We start from the raw sequence: 15279 nt of genomic DNA, 5'->3' as shown, positions 1-15279 counted from the left end.
CCCTGCAAAGGGCTGTTTTTTTATTTTGTAAAATTTTAATGGATGCGGTTTCATATAGGTTCGTACAGGGGTATAGAAGCTTGGGATTTAATGAAAAAACTGGAAGGGTGAGGTTCAGGCAGGGGTCAAAGAAGGGTCTTAAAAATCATTATCACTTCAAAAACATGACGGGAAAAGGTGAAAGAATGCAGACTGGGGATTTATTGATCATTGGAGGCAACGAAGAGAAGTGCAATGAAGTTGAGATTCTGAAGAAATTTGTGGAGATTTCGGCTGCAAGGACAGGCCCGATCGGGGTCCTGCCTACTGCATCCCGGATCCCTGATGAAGTGAGCCGTGAATATATAGAGGTTCTGAACAGGCTTGGAGCTGGTGAAGTGATCTGCCTTGACATCTCTTCACGGGCTGACGCGGATTCGGAGGAAATTGCCCGGAGGATAGAGAGCCTTGCAGCTGTTTTTATCACTGGCGGCGACCAGGGCAGGCTGGCAGAACTGATTCTTGGTTCAAAGGCATACGAAGCATTACATAACAGCTGGAAAAAGGGGATGCCCATTGCCGGGACGAGTGCAGGCGCCTCCATTATGGGGAAAGTTATGATCGTGTCGTCCCAGACAAAAGCGGCAGATGATGTCCTGCAGGTAGAATTGGGAGAAGGCTTCGGTTTTCTCCAAAACCTGGTCATCGATCAGCACTTCTCCCAAAGGGCCCGGTTTGGCAGGCTTTTGGGAGCCATTGCGGAAAACACAGATTTGATGGGGATAGGCATTGATGAAAATACGGCCATCCTCGTCAGAAATGGACAGTTTGAAGTCTTCGGCGAGCATCAGGTGTTCGTCTTTGATGGAAAGGAAGGGGAGTTCGTCAATTCCGCTGTTTCAAGCAACGGAAGCGAGGAACTGACGCTGTCTGATTTTAAGCTGCACACTTTGACCGGCGGATACAGATTTGATTTGGGCAATAGAAAATTACTTCTTAATGGGGAAGAGGGACAAAGATGAACGTAAAGCGCATACGATATTTGCAGGGTCCTAATTATTTCAGCTATAAACCGATGATGTGGGTGGAAATCGATCTCGAAGAGCTGGAGTTCCAGCCCACCAATAAGCTTCCCTTTTTCGCTGACATTCTGCTGGAGGCCATTCCGTCACTCGGGGAGCATACCTGCTCAAGGGGATACAAAGGCGCTTTTGCAGAGCGCCTCCGCGAGGGGACATGGATGGGCCATGTACTGGAGCATATAGCCCTTGAGCTTCAGTCCCTGGCAGGCATCGAAGTGAAGTATGGAAAAACAATCACAAGCGGGAAAAAGGGCATCTATTTTATTGTCTTTGAATACAAAGAGCCGGAATCAGGTTTGTACGCCTTTCAGTCAGCAAAAGAGATTGCTGAAAAAATCCTCAGGGGCGAGGAAGGCTTTTCGGTAAAACACTATGTTGAGAAGATCGCCGACTTATTTTACAAGAATAAGCTTGGCCCGAGCACAGAGTCGATTTATCTGGCCGCTGCAGCACGTAAAATTCCTGTTGAACGTGTGGGGAAAAACAGCTTCCTAAGGCTTGGGACAGGCTCTAAACAAAAATATGTACAGGCAACCATTACGAGCCAGACCTCTTATTTGGCTGTCGAGGCCTCCTGTGATAAGGAAATGACCAAGGAAATGCTTCGTGGAAGCGGCATTCCTGTACCAGAAGGGGAAGTGGCCGAAACATTGGAAGGGATAACTGAAGCTGCAGTGAGGGTCGGCTTCCCGCTTGTAATCAAGCCCCTTCATGGAAGGCAGGGGCAGGGAGTGGCAACAGGCATCAGCAGCTGGGATGAGCTGAATGCTGTGCAGAAATGCCTCAATGAGGAAGACAAGCCGTATATTGTTGAAAGGCATTATGAAGGAAGCGACTACCGCCTCTTTGTAGTTGACAACCAATTGCGGGCTGCAAGTTTAAGAGTGCCTCCTTTTATCATCGGAAACGGCAAAGATACGATTCAGCAGCTGATCGATAAAGAGAATGAAAATCCGCTGAGAGGAAACGGCCATGAAAAGCCTATGACCAAAATTCCAATGGCTGAGGCGCTGGACTGCTTCCTTGAAAAAATGGATTTGAATAAGAGCTATGTACTTGAAAAAGGAAGGGTTCTGCCGGTAGCAGGAAATGCAAACCTTTCCACCGGAGGACAGGCGATCGATGTTACCGATGAAGTACATCCATCCGTCAGGAAAATGGCTGAAGCGGCTGCAGCTTCGATTGGCCTTGATGTCGCCGGAGTCGATATCATTTCACAGGATATCGCAAAGCCATTGGATCCGCGTGATACCTGTGTACTGGAGGTCAATGCTGCCCCTGGGATCCGGATGCATCTTTACCCTGGAAAAGGAAAGAGCAGAAACGCCGGTGCTGACATTGTTGACTATTTGTTTTCCAGCAGGGAAGAAGCAGCGATCCCGGTAATCGCTGTAACAGGAACTAACGGGAAAACCACAACCTCAAGGCTCGTCAAGCATTTCATCGAAAAGGAAGGTACGACTGTCGGCCTTACCAGCTCAGATGGCGTCTATGTCGGTGAACAGTGCATCGATACAGGGGACTGCTCAGGGCCGATTTCGGCAAGGAAGATATTAAGCCATCCTAAAGTCGATATAGCGGTGCTTGAGTCTGCCAGGGGAGGAATCCTTAGAGAAGGGCTTGCCTTCCGCCATTGTGATATAGGCATTGTCACCAATGTTTCTGAAGATCACCTCGGACTTGATGGGATTGAGGATTTCGCCCAGCTGGTAAAATTAAAGAGGCTTATACCGGAAGTAGTCATTGAAGGGGGCTATTGCATCTTGAATGCCGATGATCCGGAGACTTTAAAAATGGCGTCTTACACGAAAGGGAAAGTCATTTATACATCACTGAATGAAGAGAGCGAGGGTTCCCAAAGGGCTCTGGAGAAGGGCGAGCCTCTTTGGTATCTGGACAGCATGGGACAGATTGTATACGCGGAAGCAGGCATCAAAGCGGAATTCCTGCCTGCTGCTGATGTACCTGTTACAATCAATGGCAGGGCGAAGCACAATATAGCCAATCTGCTTCAGGCACTGGCTGCGGCGGCTGCGCAAGGAGTAAGTCTTGAAACACTCAAGGAAAAGGCTTTATCGTTTACACCTGACTCCAGGAATTCCCGTGGAAGGTTTAATGCTTTCCTTGTTCAAGGGCGGGAAATCATCATTGATTATGCCCATAATGCTGCAGGGCTGTCTGCTGTTTTTGGTACGGCCGCAGATACAAAAAACAAAAGGCTGATTACCATCCTTTCAGCCCCGGGAGACCGGTCGGATTCCGATATTGCCAGGATGGCAGAAATTTCAGCGGGATATTCAGATTTAATCATCATAAAGGAAGATAAAGACCTGAGAGGAAGACTGCCCCTTGAAACTGCCTCTCTTTTGAAAGCAGCTGCTTCCACGGTTATTGACAGCCAGTCAGTGTTCGTAAACCCTGATGAACTGGAAGCTTACCAGAAAGCCTGGTCATTGTCCCAGGAGGGAGATACACTCCTGTTTTTATATGAAGACTTTGAGGTGGCGTCCTCTTTTATTGAAGATCTTAAGAAACATGAACAAGCCCTGCAGGGGGATTGACAGGACAGAGTGGCCTGCCATCTTAAAGATGGCAGGCTTTTCTGCGGAAAGAGGCCAAAACTCAGGGCATTTTAAAGAGCACTCTGCCATAAGGTATAGGAAAGCCGTACTTGGAAAGGAGTTTTCTATGATACAGCTGCCCGTATTTCCAGGCCTGTCCGCCGATATGCTGCCAGAAACCCAAAGGGCTATATGGCAAGCTTTAGATAGAAGCCCGGAGACATTTTATTATTCAAATGCCGGTGAGCTATTGTTTGAGCTGGAAACGAGGGAAAAGATCCTGTACTACTCGAGGAAGCTGAGTGAAAGCGGCGCTGTATTTGCCGCCTTTCAAGACTCATTCTTCAATCCGGCATATTGGATAAAAACAAGGGCGGGATATGCCTTAAGGCCGGACGTCCGCCCTTCTGAAGCGGTCAACGATGTTTTTTCCAATGGCAGCAAATATGCTTTTGAATGTTCAACGGCCATCGTGCTTATCTTATACAAGGCAGTGCTTGAGTCTATTTCTGTCCGCTACTTCAATCAGCTGTTCCAAAATCTGCTCGTATGGGATTGGAATTATGACAGAGATCTGGGCATTGTTACAAAAATAGGATCAAACTTTATTCCAGGCGACATTGTCTATTTTTATAATCCCGATTTCCGGCATCCGGTCTGGACGGGGGAGAATGCGGTCTATCTGGGCAATGATGCTTATTTTGGGCATGGAATTGGCATCAAGTCAGAGCAGGAAATGGTTGCTGCCCTCAATACACTCAGGAAACCAAATGCCACCAGATCAGCATTCCTTATCTCCCAGCATAGCAGGATCAATTTCCGTTATTTATTTCAATTTGCTAAAAGGATCCAGGGGTTTTAGGCAGGGAGTTTGCCTTAAAATCAGGCATCGAGTGCACTTCAGTCAATCAAGGAGCTCGATAAAATCTGTTACAATGCCGTCAGCAGGAAGCTTCAATGCTTTTCCTGCTTCTTTTTCTGTTCTGATGGTCCAGATAATGGCCTTCATCCCTTTTTGATGTATCCGGTCCAGAAGCTGTCTGCTTGCGATAGTATGCTTTGGATTTATATAGCAGGCATACTTTGCAATCTGTTCAAGCTCCCTTGCGGTCATCCTTTTCGTTTTGTAATTCAGGAGAATCCCGACCGGGATGGAAGGGAGCAGGCTACGAATCTTTTTCATTGAGCTCCTGTCAAAAGATTGGATGATAATGCGGGATCCAGGGCCCTTGTCCAGCTCCCGGCTCTTTAGCTCTTCTGCAATCTGTTCTTCTATACCCGGGTAAAGGGCCGGCTTCTTCAGTTCAATCAGGAGCCCGGCTTTACCGGCATATTTGTCCAGCATTTCAGTGAATGACGGGATGATTTCCCCCGCATATTCCGTTGAATGCCAGCTGCCCGCATCCAGGCTTCTCAGCTCTTTCCATGTCAGGGAAGAAACTTTTCCCTTGCCGTCTGTTGTCCGGTCGACAGTCGAATCATGAATAACCGCAAGTCTACCGTCCTTGGTCCGCTGGACATCAAATTCAAGAAAATCTGCTCCCATTTGAAGCGCATAGTCAAATGATGAGAAGGTATTTTCCGGCCTGGATCCTGCCGCTCCACGGTGTCCGATTTTGAGCTTTGCTGGCAGGCTGCCATGTGCCTCCTGTACTTTTCGATGGACTTTCAGCCTGGCTAAAAGCAGTGTTAATCCATTCCGGTAGCTGCCCAAGCTTTTCATCTCCTTTTACTGGGGAATTGTAACCTCCTGTTTTCTTTTACCCTGACAATCTATCATAATGAACTGCTCCTGTTTCGGCAAAAGAAAACTTAATCCCAATCTTCATATATGATCCTGCCGCCAGTCAAATCTATTTCGTTTCGTTCACCTTTATAGTAAAGCTTTCCATTTTCTTTGATCAGCAGTTTTTCATAAGTGTAAATATTCTTGCCTGCAGGCAGTTCAATGACTACCTTTTGACCCAGATCTTTTTTCGGTGATTCTATCTTAATAAGACTGGTAGAATAGTAGAAAATCAGAAGAACTGCTGCAGCCGTCAACAGGATGAGGAAAGGAATCTTCCATCTGATTGTCCGCCTGCCGGTATATCGGTCTGATCTCATGGTATCTGCAACCTCCGCTAAAATATAATGCTTGCCAAGCGAGTAAATTGATTCTAAGTAAAGCCTTTACTAGCGTATGCAGCAGCGGCAGGGCCGATGACAAAAAGAGGCTGTCTGCCAGGCGGCCGCCTGATGTGGGATCTTAGGCCGGATTGACTACTCTGCCTCAGTTTGAACCAGGCACAGCTATAGGGAATGGAATCAATTTTGGTAGATTAGTCTATTTCTGTTTTAGCTGATAGTATGATATGGTAGGTACGGAGCAGGATTACATAATTTTTAAATGGATCCAATCAGATTAGCCGGAGGAAGAATTATGATTTGGGAAACCGTAGATGGAATTAATATATGGAAACTGAGCAGGTATTTCAAGAAGCTTTCTGCTTCTAAGCTGACGCTGGAAGAAAAAGTTCTGAATGATGTTCTGGTCGTTACACTGCCGCTGAAAAAATCAGATGAACCCACTGCCGCTGAAATCAGGAGACAGATTGAAGAGGCTGTCCTGCACTCAGATGGATTTGAAACATTGAAAGTGGCACTCCTGGAAAACTGCAGGCCATCATACAAAGAAATGATGACGAAATATGGGGTCAGAAGATGGCTGGAAATTCCTGTTGAAGAAAATGTTATATATCAATTTTCATTTGAAAATATAAAAGAAACCAGCCAGCATAGTCCTGCCAGCTAACTAAAGGCAACGGAGCTTATGAGCTTGCTGCATGATAGCATGGGAAACCATGCTTTTTTTTATGGGTAATTTTTAGAAAATTGAAACTTTTGCCATGCCCATTCGTAAATAATACAGAAGCTTCCAGTTGGATAGTCAGAGGGGGAGGAAAAGCAAATCATCTATAATTGTGCTAAGTTTTTAGGCCGTTGTATGTTGTGTGCGAGAAGCGGGAGGGAGGTTTGATATTGATATGGAGATCTTCGGGTTGCCGGTCCAGACTCTATACTTGTACATTTTGTGTTTTTCAGGCGGAATAATAGTTTTATATATTTTGTTCGGAGATGTTTTGGGGGGAGCCGGTGATATCAGCCCTTTCCTGGACCCCATACTGATTTTTGCTTTTATGACGATTTTTTCGGCAGCCGGCTTCCTGATGGAATATACAACCGGGATGGACAGCATCTTCATCATAGCCATCTCGGCGGCAATCGCTTTCGTTTTGGATGCCGTTTTATATCTTTTTGTGCTGATCCCTTTATCCCAAGCGGAAGAATCACTTGTCTATACAGATGAATCCTTAAGAGGCAGGGTTGGGAAGGTCATTATCCCGATACCTGATGACGGTTTCGGTGAAGTGCTGATTGAAAGTGTCAGCGGGAGGATTGCCAAGTCAGCCCAGAGTTTTAAAGGAGGGACAATTGAAGAAGGCCAGGAAGTACTCATTATAGAAGTTAAAGAAAATGTCCTTCAGGTTGTCAGGCATGAAGGATTATAAACAGGAGGGAACAGAATGGCAATGATTTGGGTGGTAGTTGGTGTTGCAGCTTTTCTTTTAATTGCTCTGCTCGGTGTATTTGTTACTAAGTATAAGACGGCAGGACCTGACGAGGCTCTGATCGTGACAGGCAGCTATCTTGGAAACAAGCGGGTCCACGTGGATGAGTCCGGCAATAAAATTAAGATCATCAGGGGAGGAGGGACCTTCGTCCTTCCGGTATTTCAGCAGGCAGAGCCATTGAGCCTGCTTTCAAGCAAGCTTGAGGTATCAACGCCAGAGGTATACACCGAACAAGGTGTTCCAGTGATGGCCGATGGCACTGCCATCATTAAAATAGGCGGCTCCATCAGTGAAATCGCCACTGCAGCAGAACAGTTCCTTGGAAAATCAAAGGAAGACAGGGAGAACGAGGCAAAGGAAGTGCTCGAAGGACACCTGCGTTCCATCCTTGGTTCAATGACTGTCGAAGAAATTTACAAAAACAGAGATAAATTCTCCCAGGAGGTCCAAAGAGTAGCCTCCCAGGATCTGGCTAAGATGGGCCTTGTGATCGTTTCGTTGACAATCAAAGATGTAAGGGACAAAAACGGCTATCTGGATTCTTTGGGCAAGCCAAGAATTGCTCAGGTCAAAAGGGATGCGGATATTGCAACAGCCGAAGCCGATAAAGAAACGAGGATCAAAAAGGCAGAAGCTGATAAAGACGCCAAAAAGGCAGAGCTGGAGAGGGCAACCGAGATAGCTGAGGCCGAAAAGGAAAATAAGATGAAAATGGCAGATTACCGCAGGGATCAGGATATCGCCAAGGCACGTGCCGACCAGGCTTATGATCTGGAAACAGCCAGGGCCAAACAGGAAGTTACTGAGCATGAAATGCAGATCAGGATCATTGAAAGGCAGAAACAGATCGAGCTGGAGGAAAAAGAAATCCTGAGGCGTGAAAAGCAATACGATTCCGAGGTTAAAAAGAAGGCAGATGCAGACCGTTATGCTGTGGAGCAGGCTGCAGAAGCAGAGAAGCGTAAACAGATTACAGCAGCTGATGCCAATCAGTACCGCATTGAATCGCAAGCAAAGGCAGAGGCCGAGCGGGTCAGGGTTGACGGCCTTGCCAAGGCGGATGCCTTAAGAGCCCAAGGGGAATCTGAAGCCGAAATTATCCGCCTGAAAGGACTTGCAGAAGGAGAGGCCAAGCGGAAAATTGCTGAGGCGTTTGAGCAATTCGGAGAGGCTGCAGTTCTCGATATGGTCCTCAAAATGCTTCCTGAATATGCCAAACAGGTTGCGAGCCCGTTATCCAATATTGATAAAATCACGGTCGTCGATACAGGCGGCGATGGAAAAAGCAGCGGGGCCAACAGGGTTGCTGGCTATGCAACAAATCTAATGAGCACCATGCAGGAAACGCTGAAAGCTTCTTCAGGCATCGATGTGAAAGAACTGCTCGAAAACCTCTCAGGCAAGCATAATGTACGCCAGAGCCTGGATGAACTCACATATGAGCTGAAGGAGGCGGCCCAGAAGAAAGAAGGGGAAAAAGGGACCATCAGCACACCATAAGGTTTCAGGCGCAGGAAGAGCGATTCCTGCGCCTTTCATTTTAATTTTTTTCAATTGCCGGCTTTGGTGACTAATGCCGCCAGTTTTTTTATTGGCTGTTTCTGCCTCCCTGTTTGTTTGCCTCTGAGGAAATGACCTAAAAATTGTGCGTTAGTCTATTCGCACAATAGCTCATTGCTGAATAGGATATATTGAATCAACTAAAGGAGGTTTTACAAATGTCAGACGGATGCGGATACGGCGGAGGTTTTGCCCTGCTGGTAGTATTGTTCATTTTATTGATTATCATCGGTGCTTCTTGGGGTTATGGCGGAGGCGGCTACGGCTACTAAACGGTACTGACAAAGAATAAAAGGAGGAGATCTTCCAATGGCATACGGATACGGATACGGCGGCTATGGCGGCTGCGGCTACGGAGGCGGCGGCTACGGCGGCGGGTTTGCGCTGATTGTTGTACTATTCATCCTTCTGATCATCGTTGGTGCAGCCTGCTTTAAATGGTAATAAAGTGAAAGGGGGGGACAGGGCATCCTGTCTCTCCTTTGTATACCGGGTTCTGTACAAGTCCCCTCCACATAAATTTAAGTGTTTTATCCCCCTGCCTAAAGGGAATGTAAACAAAAACAGTAAATGGAGGAGAGAATGATGGAGCATCAGACTGAGGACAGGGCATACACGCTCGATGAGATTCACGGCCTTCTGGAAAGCGGGCTTCAGCGGGAGCTTAACCCAAAGGAAAACGGCATTGTATCAAAGTGGATTGCTTCTTTTGATAAAGAGGATAGGATCGTTGTACTGAATATGTTCAAAGAGCTGCTGAATAAGCATAAACGGATAGATTGAGCGGGGAGCCTTCATTTGAGAAGGCTTTTTTCTATGTACAGAGAAGAAATCCTTCCGGGCCAGAAATGGAGGGAACTTGGCGGAAATGCCACATGCAAATGATTTAATGACAAATCTTGATTGGCTGTTAAAGAACCTCTATAATCGGAGTATAAACGAATTTCCTATAAGTGGAATCAATGCCCGTATTCCCCTATCTGTTTCAGAGGCTTTGACGGACTCTGCTATTATCAATTTTTTCCCTTGAAGTCCTGTCATCGTTATTGAATATCCAGCGTTCGGCCACAGTGGAGGCTGGCTCATTTCGGCATTAATCAGGAGGAATCAATAAAAATATATGTCTATGAAACAATCAATTAACACTGCCGGAAAAAAATCTTTGGGAAAAGAATTTTATATTGTAGGAATTGGCGCGTCTGCCGGGGGACTGGATGCCATTGAACAGTTCTTTTCGAAAGTACCTGCCGATTCCGGAATGGCGTATATAGTTGTTCAGCATTTATCCTCCAAATATAAAAGCTTTATGCCGGAACTTTTGGCAAAGAAGACCAAAATGAAAATATTGCGGATCAAGGAAGGGATGCAGATCCAGCCTGACACCATCTATCTGAATCCCCCGGATTCCTATACGTCCATTGAAGACGGTACATTCAAGGTGAGCGGATACGAAAAAGACAAACAGCTGCATTTTCCGATAGATGCCTTTCTGATATCCCTCGCTGCGAGCAAAAAGGACAAGGCGGTTTCCATAATCTTTTCAGGAAAAGGAAATGATGGAATGGCTGGAGTTAAAGCGATTAAAGATAATGGCGGAACGGTTATAGTCCAGGATGGACAGTCAGCTAAATTCAATGATATGCCGGAAAGTGCAATTCTTTCAGGCTATGCAGATTATATTGAGGCCCCTTCCAACATGCCCTCTATTCTTAGTTCCTTCAATGAAAGTGTCCTGCCCCGCTACAGCCAGGAAACCTTAGAAGAAATTTTTGGCCTGATAAAAAAGAAAACTGGATTGGACTTCGCATGCTATAAGAAAAAACAGCATTATAAGAAGAATTGAACGGCGGATCCTGCAGCTTGAATCCAAGCATCAAAGCGTTGAACAATATCTGGATTATCTGCAGGCAAACAGCGGAGAGGTTGAACATCTTCAAAAAGACCTGCTGATCGGCGTTACCCACTTTTTCAGGGATGAGGAAGCTTTCAAGATCATTGAGGATGTGATCGTACCGGAAGCCGTCCACCGGAAGGCGGCTGCAAAGGAAGAGCTCAGAATCTGGATTGCCGGCTGTTCCACAGGTCAGGAAGCATACTCCTACGCAATTTTGTTCGACCGCTATGTGCAGAGGATGGGCTTAGACCTTAACATTAGGGTCTTTGCAACAGATATAAATAAAGATGCAATAGAGTTTGCCAGACGGGGGATTTATCCCGGCCATCAGACAGAAGGCATACCAAAGGAACTGCTGAAGAATTATTTTGTGAAAAAAGGAGACAGCTGGGAAATCATCAAGCGCATCCGCAGCCATGTCGTCTTTGCTCCACATAATTTGATAAAAGACTCTCCTTTTGTCAACATGGATTTAATCAGCTGCAGGAACGTCATGATTTACTTTCAGCCGGACCTGCAGCGAAAACTGCTGTCGCTCTTTAATTTTGCTTTAACAGAAAAGGGCACACTTGTTCTCGGACACAGCGAAACAACCGGGAAAATGTCCCATTTCTTCCGTCCTGTCAACAGCAAATGGAATATCTATAAAAATGCGATTTCTGAGAACTGGGTGGTGCAGTCAGAAGGGAGAGTTTCAAAAATGCCGGTTTCGGCAGATCAAGCTGAAAATAGGAGCATTGCGGCAGATTCACTCTCTGCACGCAGGAGGGCGGCTATCCATCAAACCCTTATGGATAATTATGTGCTTCCGTGCATCGTCCTGAATGAAGTCAATGAGGTAATATTCACGTCCCGCCGGGCGAATAAGTATCTGAATTTCCTGAATGAATCCGCGAGCAAAAGCATTTACAAAATGGTCCCTGTCCACCTGTCTGTCATGATTGGGACTGCCCTGAAGAAGTTAGATGGTGAGCGGAGTGAGGTACGATATAAAAACGTCCATTTTGACGTAGATGGCGAGAACCGGTATTTTGATCTGATCGTAAAGAAATTTGCAGCCAACGAATCGCTGGTCATCATCCTTTTTGATGAAGACCAGAATACGAAGGAAAAGAAAACGATGCCACTTTACTTCGATCCGCACAGCACGGTGGCCGAGAGGATAGCAGACCTGGAGCAGGAGCTGTACTATACTCAGCAGACACTCCAGACAACCATTGAGGAGCTTGAGACATCCAATGAAGAACTCCAGTCTGCAAATGAAGAGCTTATTGCAGCCAATGAAGAAATGCAGAGCGCCAATGAAGAGATGCATTCGATCAATGAAGAGCTTGTGAATGTAAACAATGAGTATGAACAAAAGATCAAAGAAGTGACCGCCCTTGCCGATGATATGGATAATCTGCTCATCAGCACAAATATAGCAGCGGTATTTCTGGATGCTGAACTGAATATCCGCCTTTTTACACCGGAAGCCAAAAAGGTCATCAATGTCATTGATATGGATGTCGGCAGGCCGTTTTTCCACATCTCGCATAATTTTGAACAGGCATCACTTGTGGAGGATGCTGAAAGAGTCGTCAAATCATTTAGTAAAATTGAGAAAGAGCTCATGTCCAAGGATCATAAATGGTATCTGATGCAGGCATTTCCGTATCGTACAAGTGAGAATGTGATGGACGGGGTTGTCTTTACCTTCAATGATATTACCGAAATAAAACGATTCAACCAGAAGCTCAAACTGACCTCCAATGCCCTTGATCAGAGTCCATCCAGGATCTTGATCATTGATAAATCTGGCAATATTGAATACCATAATAGAGAATTTGCCGAGCATGAGGGAAAGCCTGACAGCTTTGTGGGAAGGAATATTAAAGACCTTTACAGAGATCAAATGGATACAGCTGATTTTGAAGAAATTGAAAATGCCATCATTGCGAAGGAAGTGTGGAAAGGCAGCATGTCCTATCCGCTTGATGGCGGAATCGCCAGGTGGGAGAACGTCTGCTTTTTGCCAATCGAGGACCAGTCCGGAGATGTCAGCAGCTATCTTGGCATCATAGAAGATATTACAGTCCATAAGGCATCCGAGGCTATGCTGCAGAAATCAGAAATGCTGTCTGCAGTAGGGCAGCTTGCTGCAGGAATTGTCCATGAGATCCGCAATCCGCTGACTTCCCTGAAAGGATTTCTGCAGCTGATGATGCAGACTGGCAGCTATAACAAGGAATACACTGAAGTCATGATGTCTGAATTCGGCAGGCTGGAAGCCATCATTGACGAGTTCCTTGTCCTTGCAAAGCCTAAAGCAGCTGTTTATGACCTGGTCAATGTTTCCAAAGTCATCCAGGATGTTTGTGTCCTTCTTGATACACAGGCCATTATGCAGAATATAAGCATCACAGCAGTCCATCAGGATGCACTGCCAAAGATCAGGGGAAATGAAAAAGAGCTGAAGCAAGTTTTCATCAATATGGTGAAAAACGCGATTGAAGCAATGGAAAACGGAGGGACAATCCTGATTGAGACGGGGATGGAAGGAAAAAATCTGCTCGTCAAAATATCCGATCAGGGAAAAGGGATACCCGAGAAGCAGCTTAATAAAATGGGAGAGCCGTTTTACACTACAAAAGAAAAAGGGACAGGCCTGGGAGTCATGGTCAGCTTCAGGATCATTGAGAACCACAAAGGCACTCTCAATTATGCAAGTATTGAAGGGAAAGGGACGACAGCAGAAATCCGTATTCCCTGCATTCAATAAAGGCAGGCTCTCAGTCTATTAAAGAGTCTGCCGCTGACATCATATTCAATAGATTTTTCTGGATCCTCTCCAAATACTCCGCTTTTCCATGTTCGATGGCAAGGGGCTGAAGAATGTTTATCAGATCGATTGATTCAGAAGCTGAATGGCTTATGCTTTTCAGCTTCTTTTTATGTTCGATTGCCATTAGTTTTTCATGCGCATTGCTGCTTACTTCAAAAAGGAGGGGATTATGCAGGCCTCGCGGCTTCAATTCTGCCGGCTGCAGGGATGAAAGCCTGTTTCGGAGCATGGCCAGATGATGCTGAACCTCCAAAAGATTTGAAGAAATGGGGGCACAGCATACATAGATAAGCTTCTTTTCAGGGATGCGTGAATAATAGATATTAAAAAGTTCAACTGCATTTCCAGAGGTGCGCAGATTAATTTCAATCATTTCTCCGCTTTTTTTCTCAGGCATGCTGAATACTTTTTCAAGGCTGTCCTGGTCAGCAAGCTGGATAAAGCTGATGCAATAGGGAAATCTGTCCTCGGCTGCTTCAGAAGCGAACACAATTTTCAAGTCAATATCCAATATGAAAAAAGGGATAGGCAGCAAGTTTAAATCCGTTTTCATGTATAATGACTCCTTTTTGGTAAAATGACAGCCTGCAGGACCTGCAGGCTGATAACTGTATTATATAGCAATCTCTTTAGATTGGCTTAAAATCCAGGGCTCAAGATCTTCCAATTTCTTAATTAGAACGGTTTCTTTGCTGCAGAATGGTGTAAAATCATAGCGGTTGATCAGTCTGCTGCCTACCAGAATCTTTGGACGGAACGACAGCTGTTCAAGCTCTTCTATATATTTCTTCAATAAAGGAAGATGGTGGGTCAGTGACAATGAGATGCCGATAACATCCGGCTTCCATTTTTCCGCACTGTTCAAGGCATATTCCAATGGCAGGCTGGCACCTAGATTTTTTACCTCCCAGCCATTTTCTTTGAATATGGAAGCTGTCATCTTTAGTCCGAGATAATGCTGTTCGCCCTCCGGACAAAAGAGGAGGGCTCTTCTTCCCTGTGCTGCTTTCTGGCCTTTTTCAAAAGAGTACTTGGTTAGAATGTAATCACATATTCCAGTCGCAAGATGTTCATCCGCCACAGTAATGAGGTCCTTTTGCCATAGCTCTCCAATATAATGCATACTCTCGCTCAGCAAACTTTCAAATATATAGCAGGATTGATAGTCTTTATAATCATATTCCTGGATAATGGCCCAGCTTCCGTAAATATCGCCTTTCAACAGGTAACTGGCAAGCTCCTTGGCTGCTGCTGAATACAATGATATCAACTCCTGATAAAATAATTGTGACCGATGTCCCAAAAACAATCTCTTATTAATAGTATACTATATATGAGAATAGAAATCGCGTTCATGGCAAAATTATAGAGGAGGGCCCAAGATGGAAAAACATGATAAAGATAGAATCGTCAAAAAGCTTTTTGAGCTCTTCTATGAAGAGTTTCCATCCCTTGAGAAGTTCGGGGAATCAGGAAAGAGGAGGACAGAAGAAGATATAAATTATCACTTTCAATATTTGGAAACTGCCTATAAGCTGGAAAGCATCCAAATTTTCACTGATTACAGCAAGTGGCTCCAGGATATACTCACTTCCAGGGGACTCGATTCTTTTTATCTGGTACTGAATTTTAAATGGCTGATTGAAGAGATGAATGAGACAGATGCTGAGGAGAAAAACTTTTACATTCAAGCTCTTGAAGAAGGCATAAAGGTCCTTGAAGCTTTGGAAGCAGGGGGAAGCCAGGCCTAGAGGCAAAATGAACA

General features: G+C 45.4%; 16 protein-coding genes. 12 read left to right on the top strand and 4 right to left on the bottom strand.

Annotated features, from left to right (window positions below):
• Window positions 1–80 precede the first annotated feature (80 nt).
• From Q9R36_RS04370 to Q9R36_RS04360, 3 genes are all read left to right on the top strand, one after another.
• A complete protein-coding gene (locus Q9R36_RS04370) occupies window positions 81–1001 on the top strand; it encodes a cyanophycinase (protein ID WP_253616574.1) in 921 nt (306 codons plus the stop codon).
• Entirely contained in the window at window positions 998–3622 is a 2625-nt protein-coding gene (cphA, locus tag Q9R36_RS04365; protein ID WP_253616575.1) for a cyanophycin synthetase, read from the top strand. Before Q9R36_RS04370 ends, cphA begins: the two co-directional genes overlap by 4 nt.
• A gap of 127 nt (window positions 3623–3749) precedes the next feature.
• Window positions 3750–4484 carry a protein-glutamine gamma-glutamyltransferase gene (locus Q9R36_RS04360; RefSeq protein WP_094768303.1) on the top strand — a complete coding sequence of 245 codons (735 nt, stop codon included), beginning with the start codon at window positions 3750–3752 and terminating at the stop codon, window positions 4482–4484.
• A gap of 42 nt (window positions 4485–4526) precedes the next feature.
• Here Q9R36_RS04360 and Q9R36_RS04355 read toward each other — a convergent pair whose 3' ends face one another.
• Both Q9R36_RS04355 and Q9R36_RS04350 read right to left on the bottom strand, forming a co-directional pair.
• Window positions 4527–5345 (bottom strand): glycerophosphodiester phosphodiesterase, encoded by an 819-nt coding sequence (locus Q9R36_RS04355; protein WP_009794192.1) that lies wholly within the window; start codon window positions 5343–5345, stop codon window positions 4527–4529.
• An 89-nt stretch (window positions 5346–5434) separates the two neighbouring features.
• Window positions 5435–5728 carry a hypothetical protein gene (locus Q9R36_RS04350; protein WP_009794193.1) on the bottom strand — a complete coding sequence of 98 codons (294 nt, stop codon included), beginning with the start codon at window positions 5726–5728 and terminating at the stop codon, window positions 5435–5437.
• Between the two features lie 316 nt (window positions 5729–6044).
• Here Q9R36_RS04350 and Q9R36_RS04345 point away from each other — a divergent pair, with 316 nt between their 5' ends.
• From Q9R36_RS04345 to Q9R36_RS04310, 8 genes are all read left to right on the top strand, one after another.
• Complete coding sequence (locus Q9R36_RS04345) at window positions 6045–6416, top strand: hypothetical protein (protein ID WP_022543629.1); 372 nt, start codon at window positions 6045–6047, stop codon at window positions 6414–6416.
• Window positions 6417–6648: 232 nt separating this feature from the next.
• A complete protein-coding gene (locus Q9R36_RS04340; protein WP_253616576.1) occupies window positions 6649–7173 on the top strand; it encodes an NfeD family membrane protein in 525 nt (174 codons plus the stop codon).
• Window positions 7174–7188: 15 nt separating this feature from the next.
• Window positions 7189–8736, top strand: coding sequence for a flotillin lipid rafts scaffold protein FloT (locus tag Q9R36_RS04335; RefSeq protein ID WP_009794197.1), 1548 nt, complete (start codon window positions 7189–7191; stop codon window positions 8734–8736).
• A 218-nt stretch (window positions 8737–8954) separates the two neighbouring features.
• Entirely contained in the window at window positions 8955–9068 is a 114-nt protein-coding gene (locus tag Q9R36_RS04330; protein ID WP_009794198.1) for a YjcZ family sporulation protein, read from the top strand.
• Window positions 9069–9105: 37 nt separating this feature from the next.
• Window positions 9106–9240 (top strand): YjcZ family sporulation protein, encoded by a 135-nt coding sequence (locus Q9R36_RS04325; RefSeq protein ID WP_009794199.1) that lies wholly within the window; start codon window positions 9106–9108, stop codon window positions 9238–9240.
• Between the two features lie 138 nt (window positions 9241–9378).
• Window positions 9379–9579 (top strand): hypothetical protein, encoded by a 201-nt coding sequence (locus Q9R36_RS04320; protein ID WP_035402699.1) that lies wholly within the window; start codon window positions 9379–9381, stop codon window positions 9577–9579.
• A gap of 379 nt (window positions 9580–9958) precedes the next feature.
• Window positions 9959–10639, top strand: coding sequence for a chemotaxis protein CheB (locus Q9R36_RS04315; protein WP_311224581.1), 681 nt, complete (start codon window positions 9959–9961; stop codon window positions 10637–10639).
• 160 nt (window positions 10640–10799) lie between these two features.
• Entirely contained in the window at window positions 10800–13451 is a 2652-nt protein-coding gene (locus Q9R36_RS04310; RefSeq protein ID WP_311224580.1) for a CheR family methyltransferase, read from the top strand.
• A 10-nt stretch (window positions 13452–13461) separates the two neighbouring features.
• Here Q9R36_RS04310 and Q9R36_RS04305 read toward each other — a convergent pair whose 3' ends face one another.
• Both Q9R36_RS04305 and Q9R36_RS04300 read right to left on the bottom strand, forming a co-directional pair.
• Window positions 13462–14067 carry a hypothetical protein gene (locus tag Q9R36_RS04305; protein ID WP_009794203.1) on the bottom strand — a complete coding sequence of 202 codons (606 nt, stop codon included), beginning with the start codon at window positions 14065–14067 and terminating at the stop codon, window positions 13462–13464.
• Window positions 14068–14127: 60 nt separating this feature from the next.
• Complete coding sequence (locus Q9R36_RS04300; RefSeq protein ID WP_253616578.1) at window positions 14128–14775, bottom strand: cobalamin B12-binding domain-containing protein; 648 nt, start codon at window positions 14773–14775, stop codon at window positions 14128–14130.
• A gap of 121 nt (window positions 14776–14896) precedes the next feature.
• Here Q9R36_RS04300 and Q9R36_RS04295 point away from each other — a divergent pair, with 121 nt between their 5' ends.
• Window positions 14897–15265 (top strand): hypothetical protein, encoded by a 369-nt coding sequence (locus tag Q9R36_RS04295; protein WP_311224579.1) that lies wholly within the window; start codon window positions 14897–14899, stop codon window positions 15263–15265.
• Window positions 15266–15279: the final 14 nt, after the last annotated feature.

Origin of the sequence: Bacillus sp. AG4(2022), assembly GCF_031844465.1 — a bacterium.
GTDB classification, from domain to species: Bacteria; Bacillota; Bacilli; order Bacillales; family Cytobacillaceae; genus Bacillus_AB; species Bacillus_AB infantis.
This window is presented reverse-complemented; position numbering and strand designations above follow the sequence as displayed.

Excerpts from the sequence above, each read along its gene's own strand:
- Q9R36_RS04335 (WP_009794197.1), top strand. The coding sequence starts at position 7,189 with ATGGCAATGATTTGGGTGGTAGTTGGTGTTGCAGCTTTTCTTTTAATT.
- Q9R36_RS04360 (WP_094768303.1), top strand. The coding sequence starts at position 3,750 with ATGATACAGCTGCCCGTATTTCCAGGCCTGTCCGCCGATATGCTGCCA.
- Q9R36_RS04325 (WP_009794199.1), top strand. The coding sequence starts at position 9,106 with ATGGCATACGGATACGGATACGGCGGCTATGGCGGCTGCGGCTACGGA.
- cphA (WP_253616575.1), top strand. The coding sequence starts at position 998 with ATGAACGTAAAGCGCATACGATATTTGCAGGGTCCTAATTATTTCAGC.
- Q9R36_RS04330 (WP_009794198.1), top strand. The coding sequence starts at position 8,955 with ATGTCAGACGGATGCGGATACGGCGGAGGTTTTGCCCTGCTGGTAGTA.
- Q9R36_RS04340 (WP_253616576.1), top strand. The coding sequence starts at position 6,649 with ATGGAGATCTTCGGGTTGCCGGTCCAGACTCTATACTTGTACATTTTG.
- Q9R36_RS04345 (WP_022543629.1), top strand. The coding sequence starts at position 6,045 with ATGATTTGGGAAACCGTAGATGGAATTAATATATGGAAACTGAGCAGG.
- Q9R36_RS04320 (WP_035402699.1), top strand. The coding sequence starts at position 9,379 with ATGATGGAGCATCAGACTGAGGACAGGGCATACACGCTCGATGAGATT.
- Q9R36_RS04355 (WP_009794192.1), bottom strand. The coding sequence starts at position 5,345 with ATGAAAAGCTTGGGCAGCTACCGGAATGGATTAACACTGCTTTTAGCC.
- Q9R36_RS04350 (WP_009794193.1), bottom strand. The coding sequence starts at position 5,728 with ATGAGATCAGACCGATATACCGGCAGGCGGACAATCAGATGGAAGATT.
- Q9R36_RS04295 (WP_311224579.1), top strand. The coding sequence starts at position 14,897 with ATGGAAAAACATGATAAAGATAGAATCGTCAAAAAGCTTTTTGAGCTC.
- Q9R36_RS04305 (WP_009794203.1), bottom strand. The coding sequence starts at position 14,067 with ATGAAAACGGATTTAAACTTGCTGCCTATCCCTTTTTTCATATTGGAT.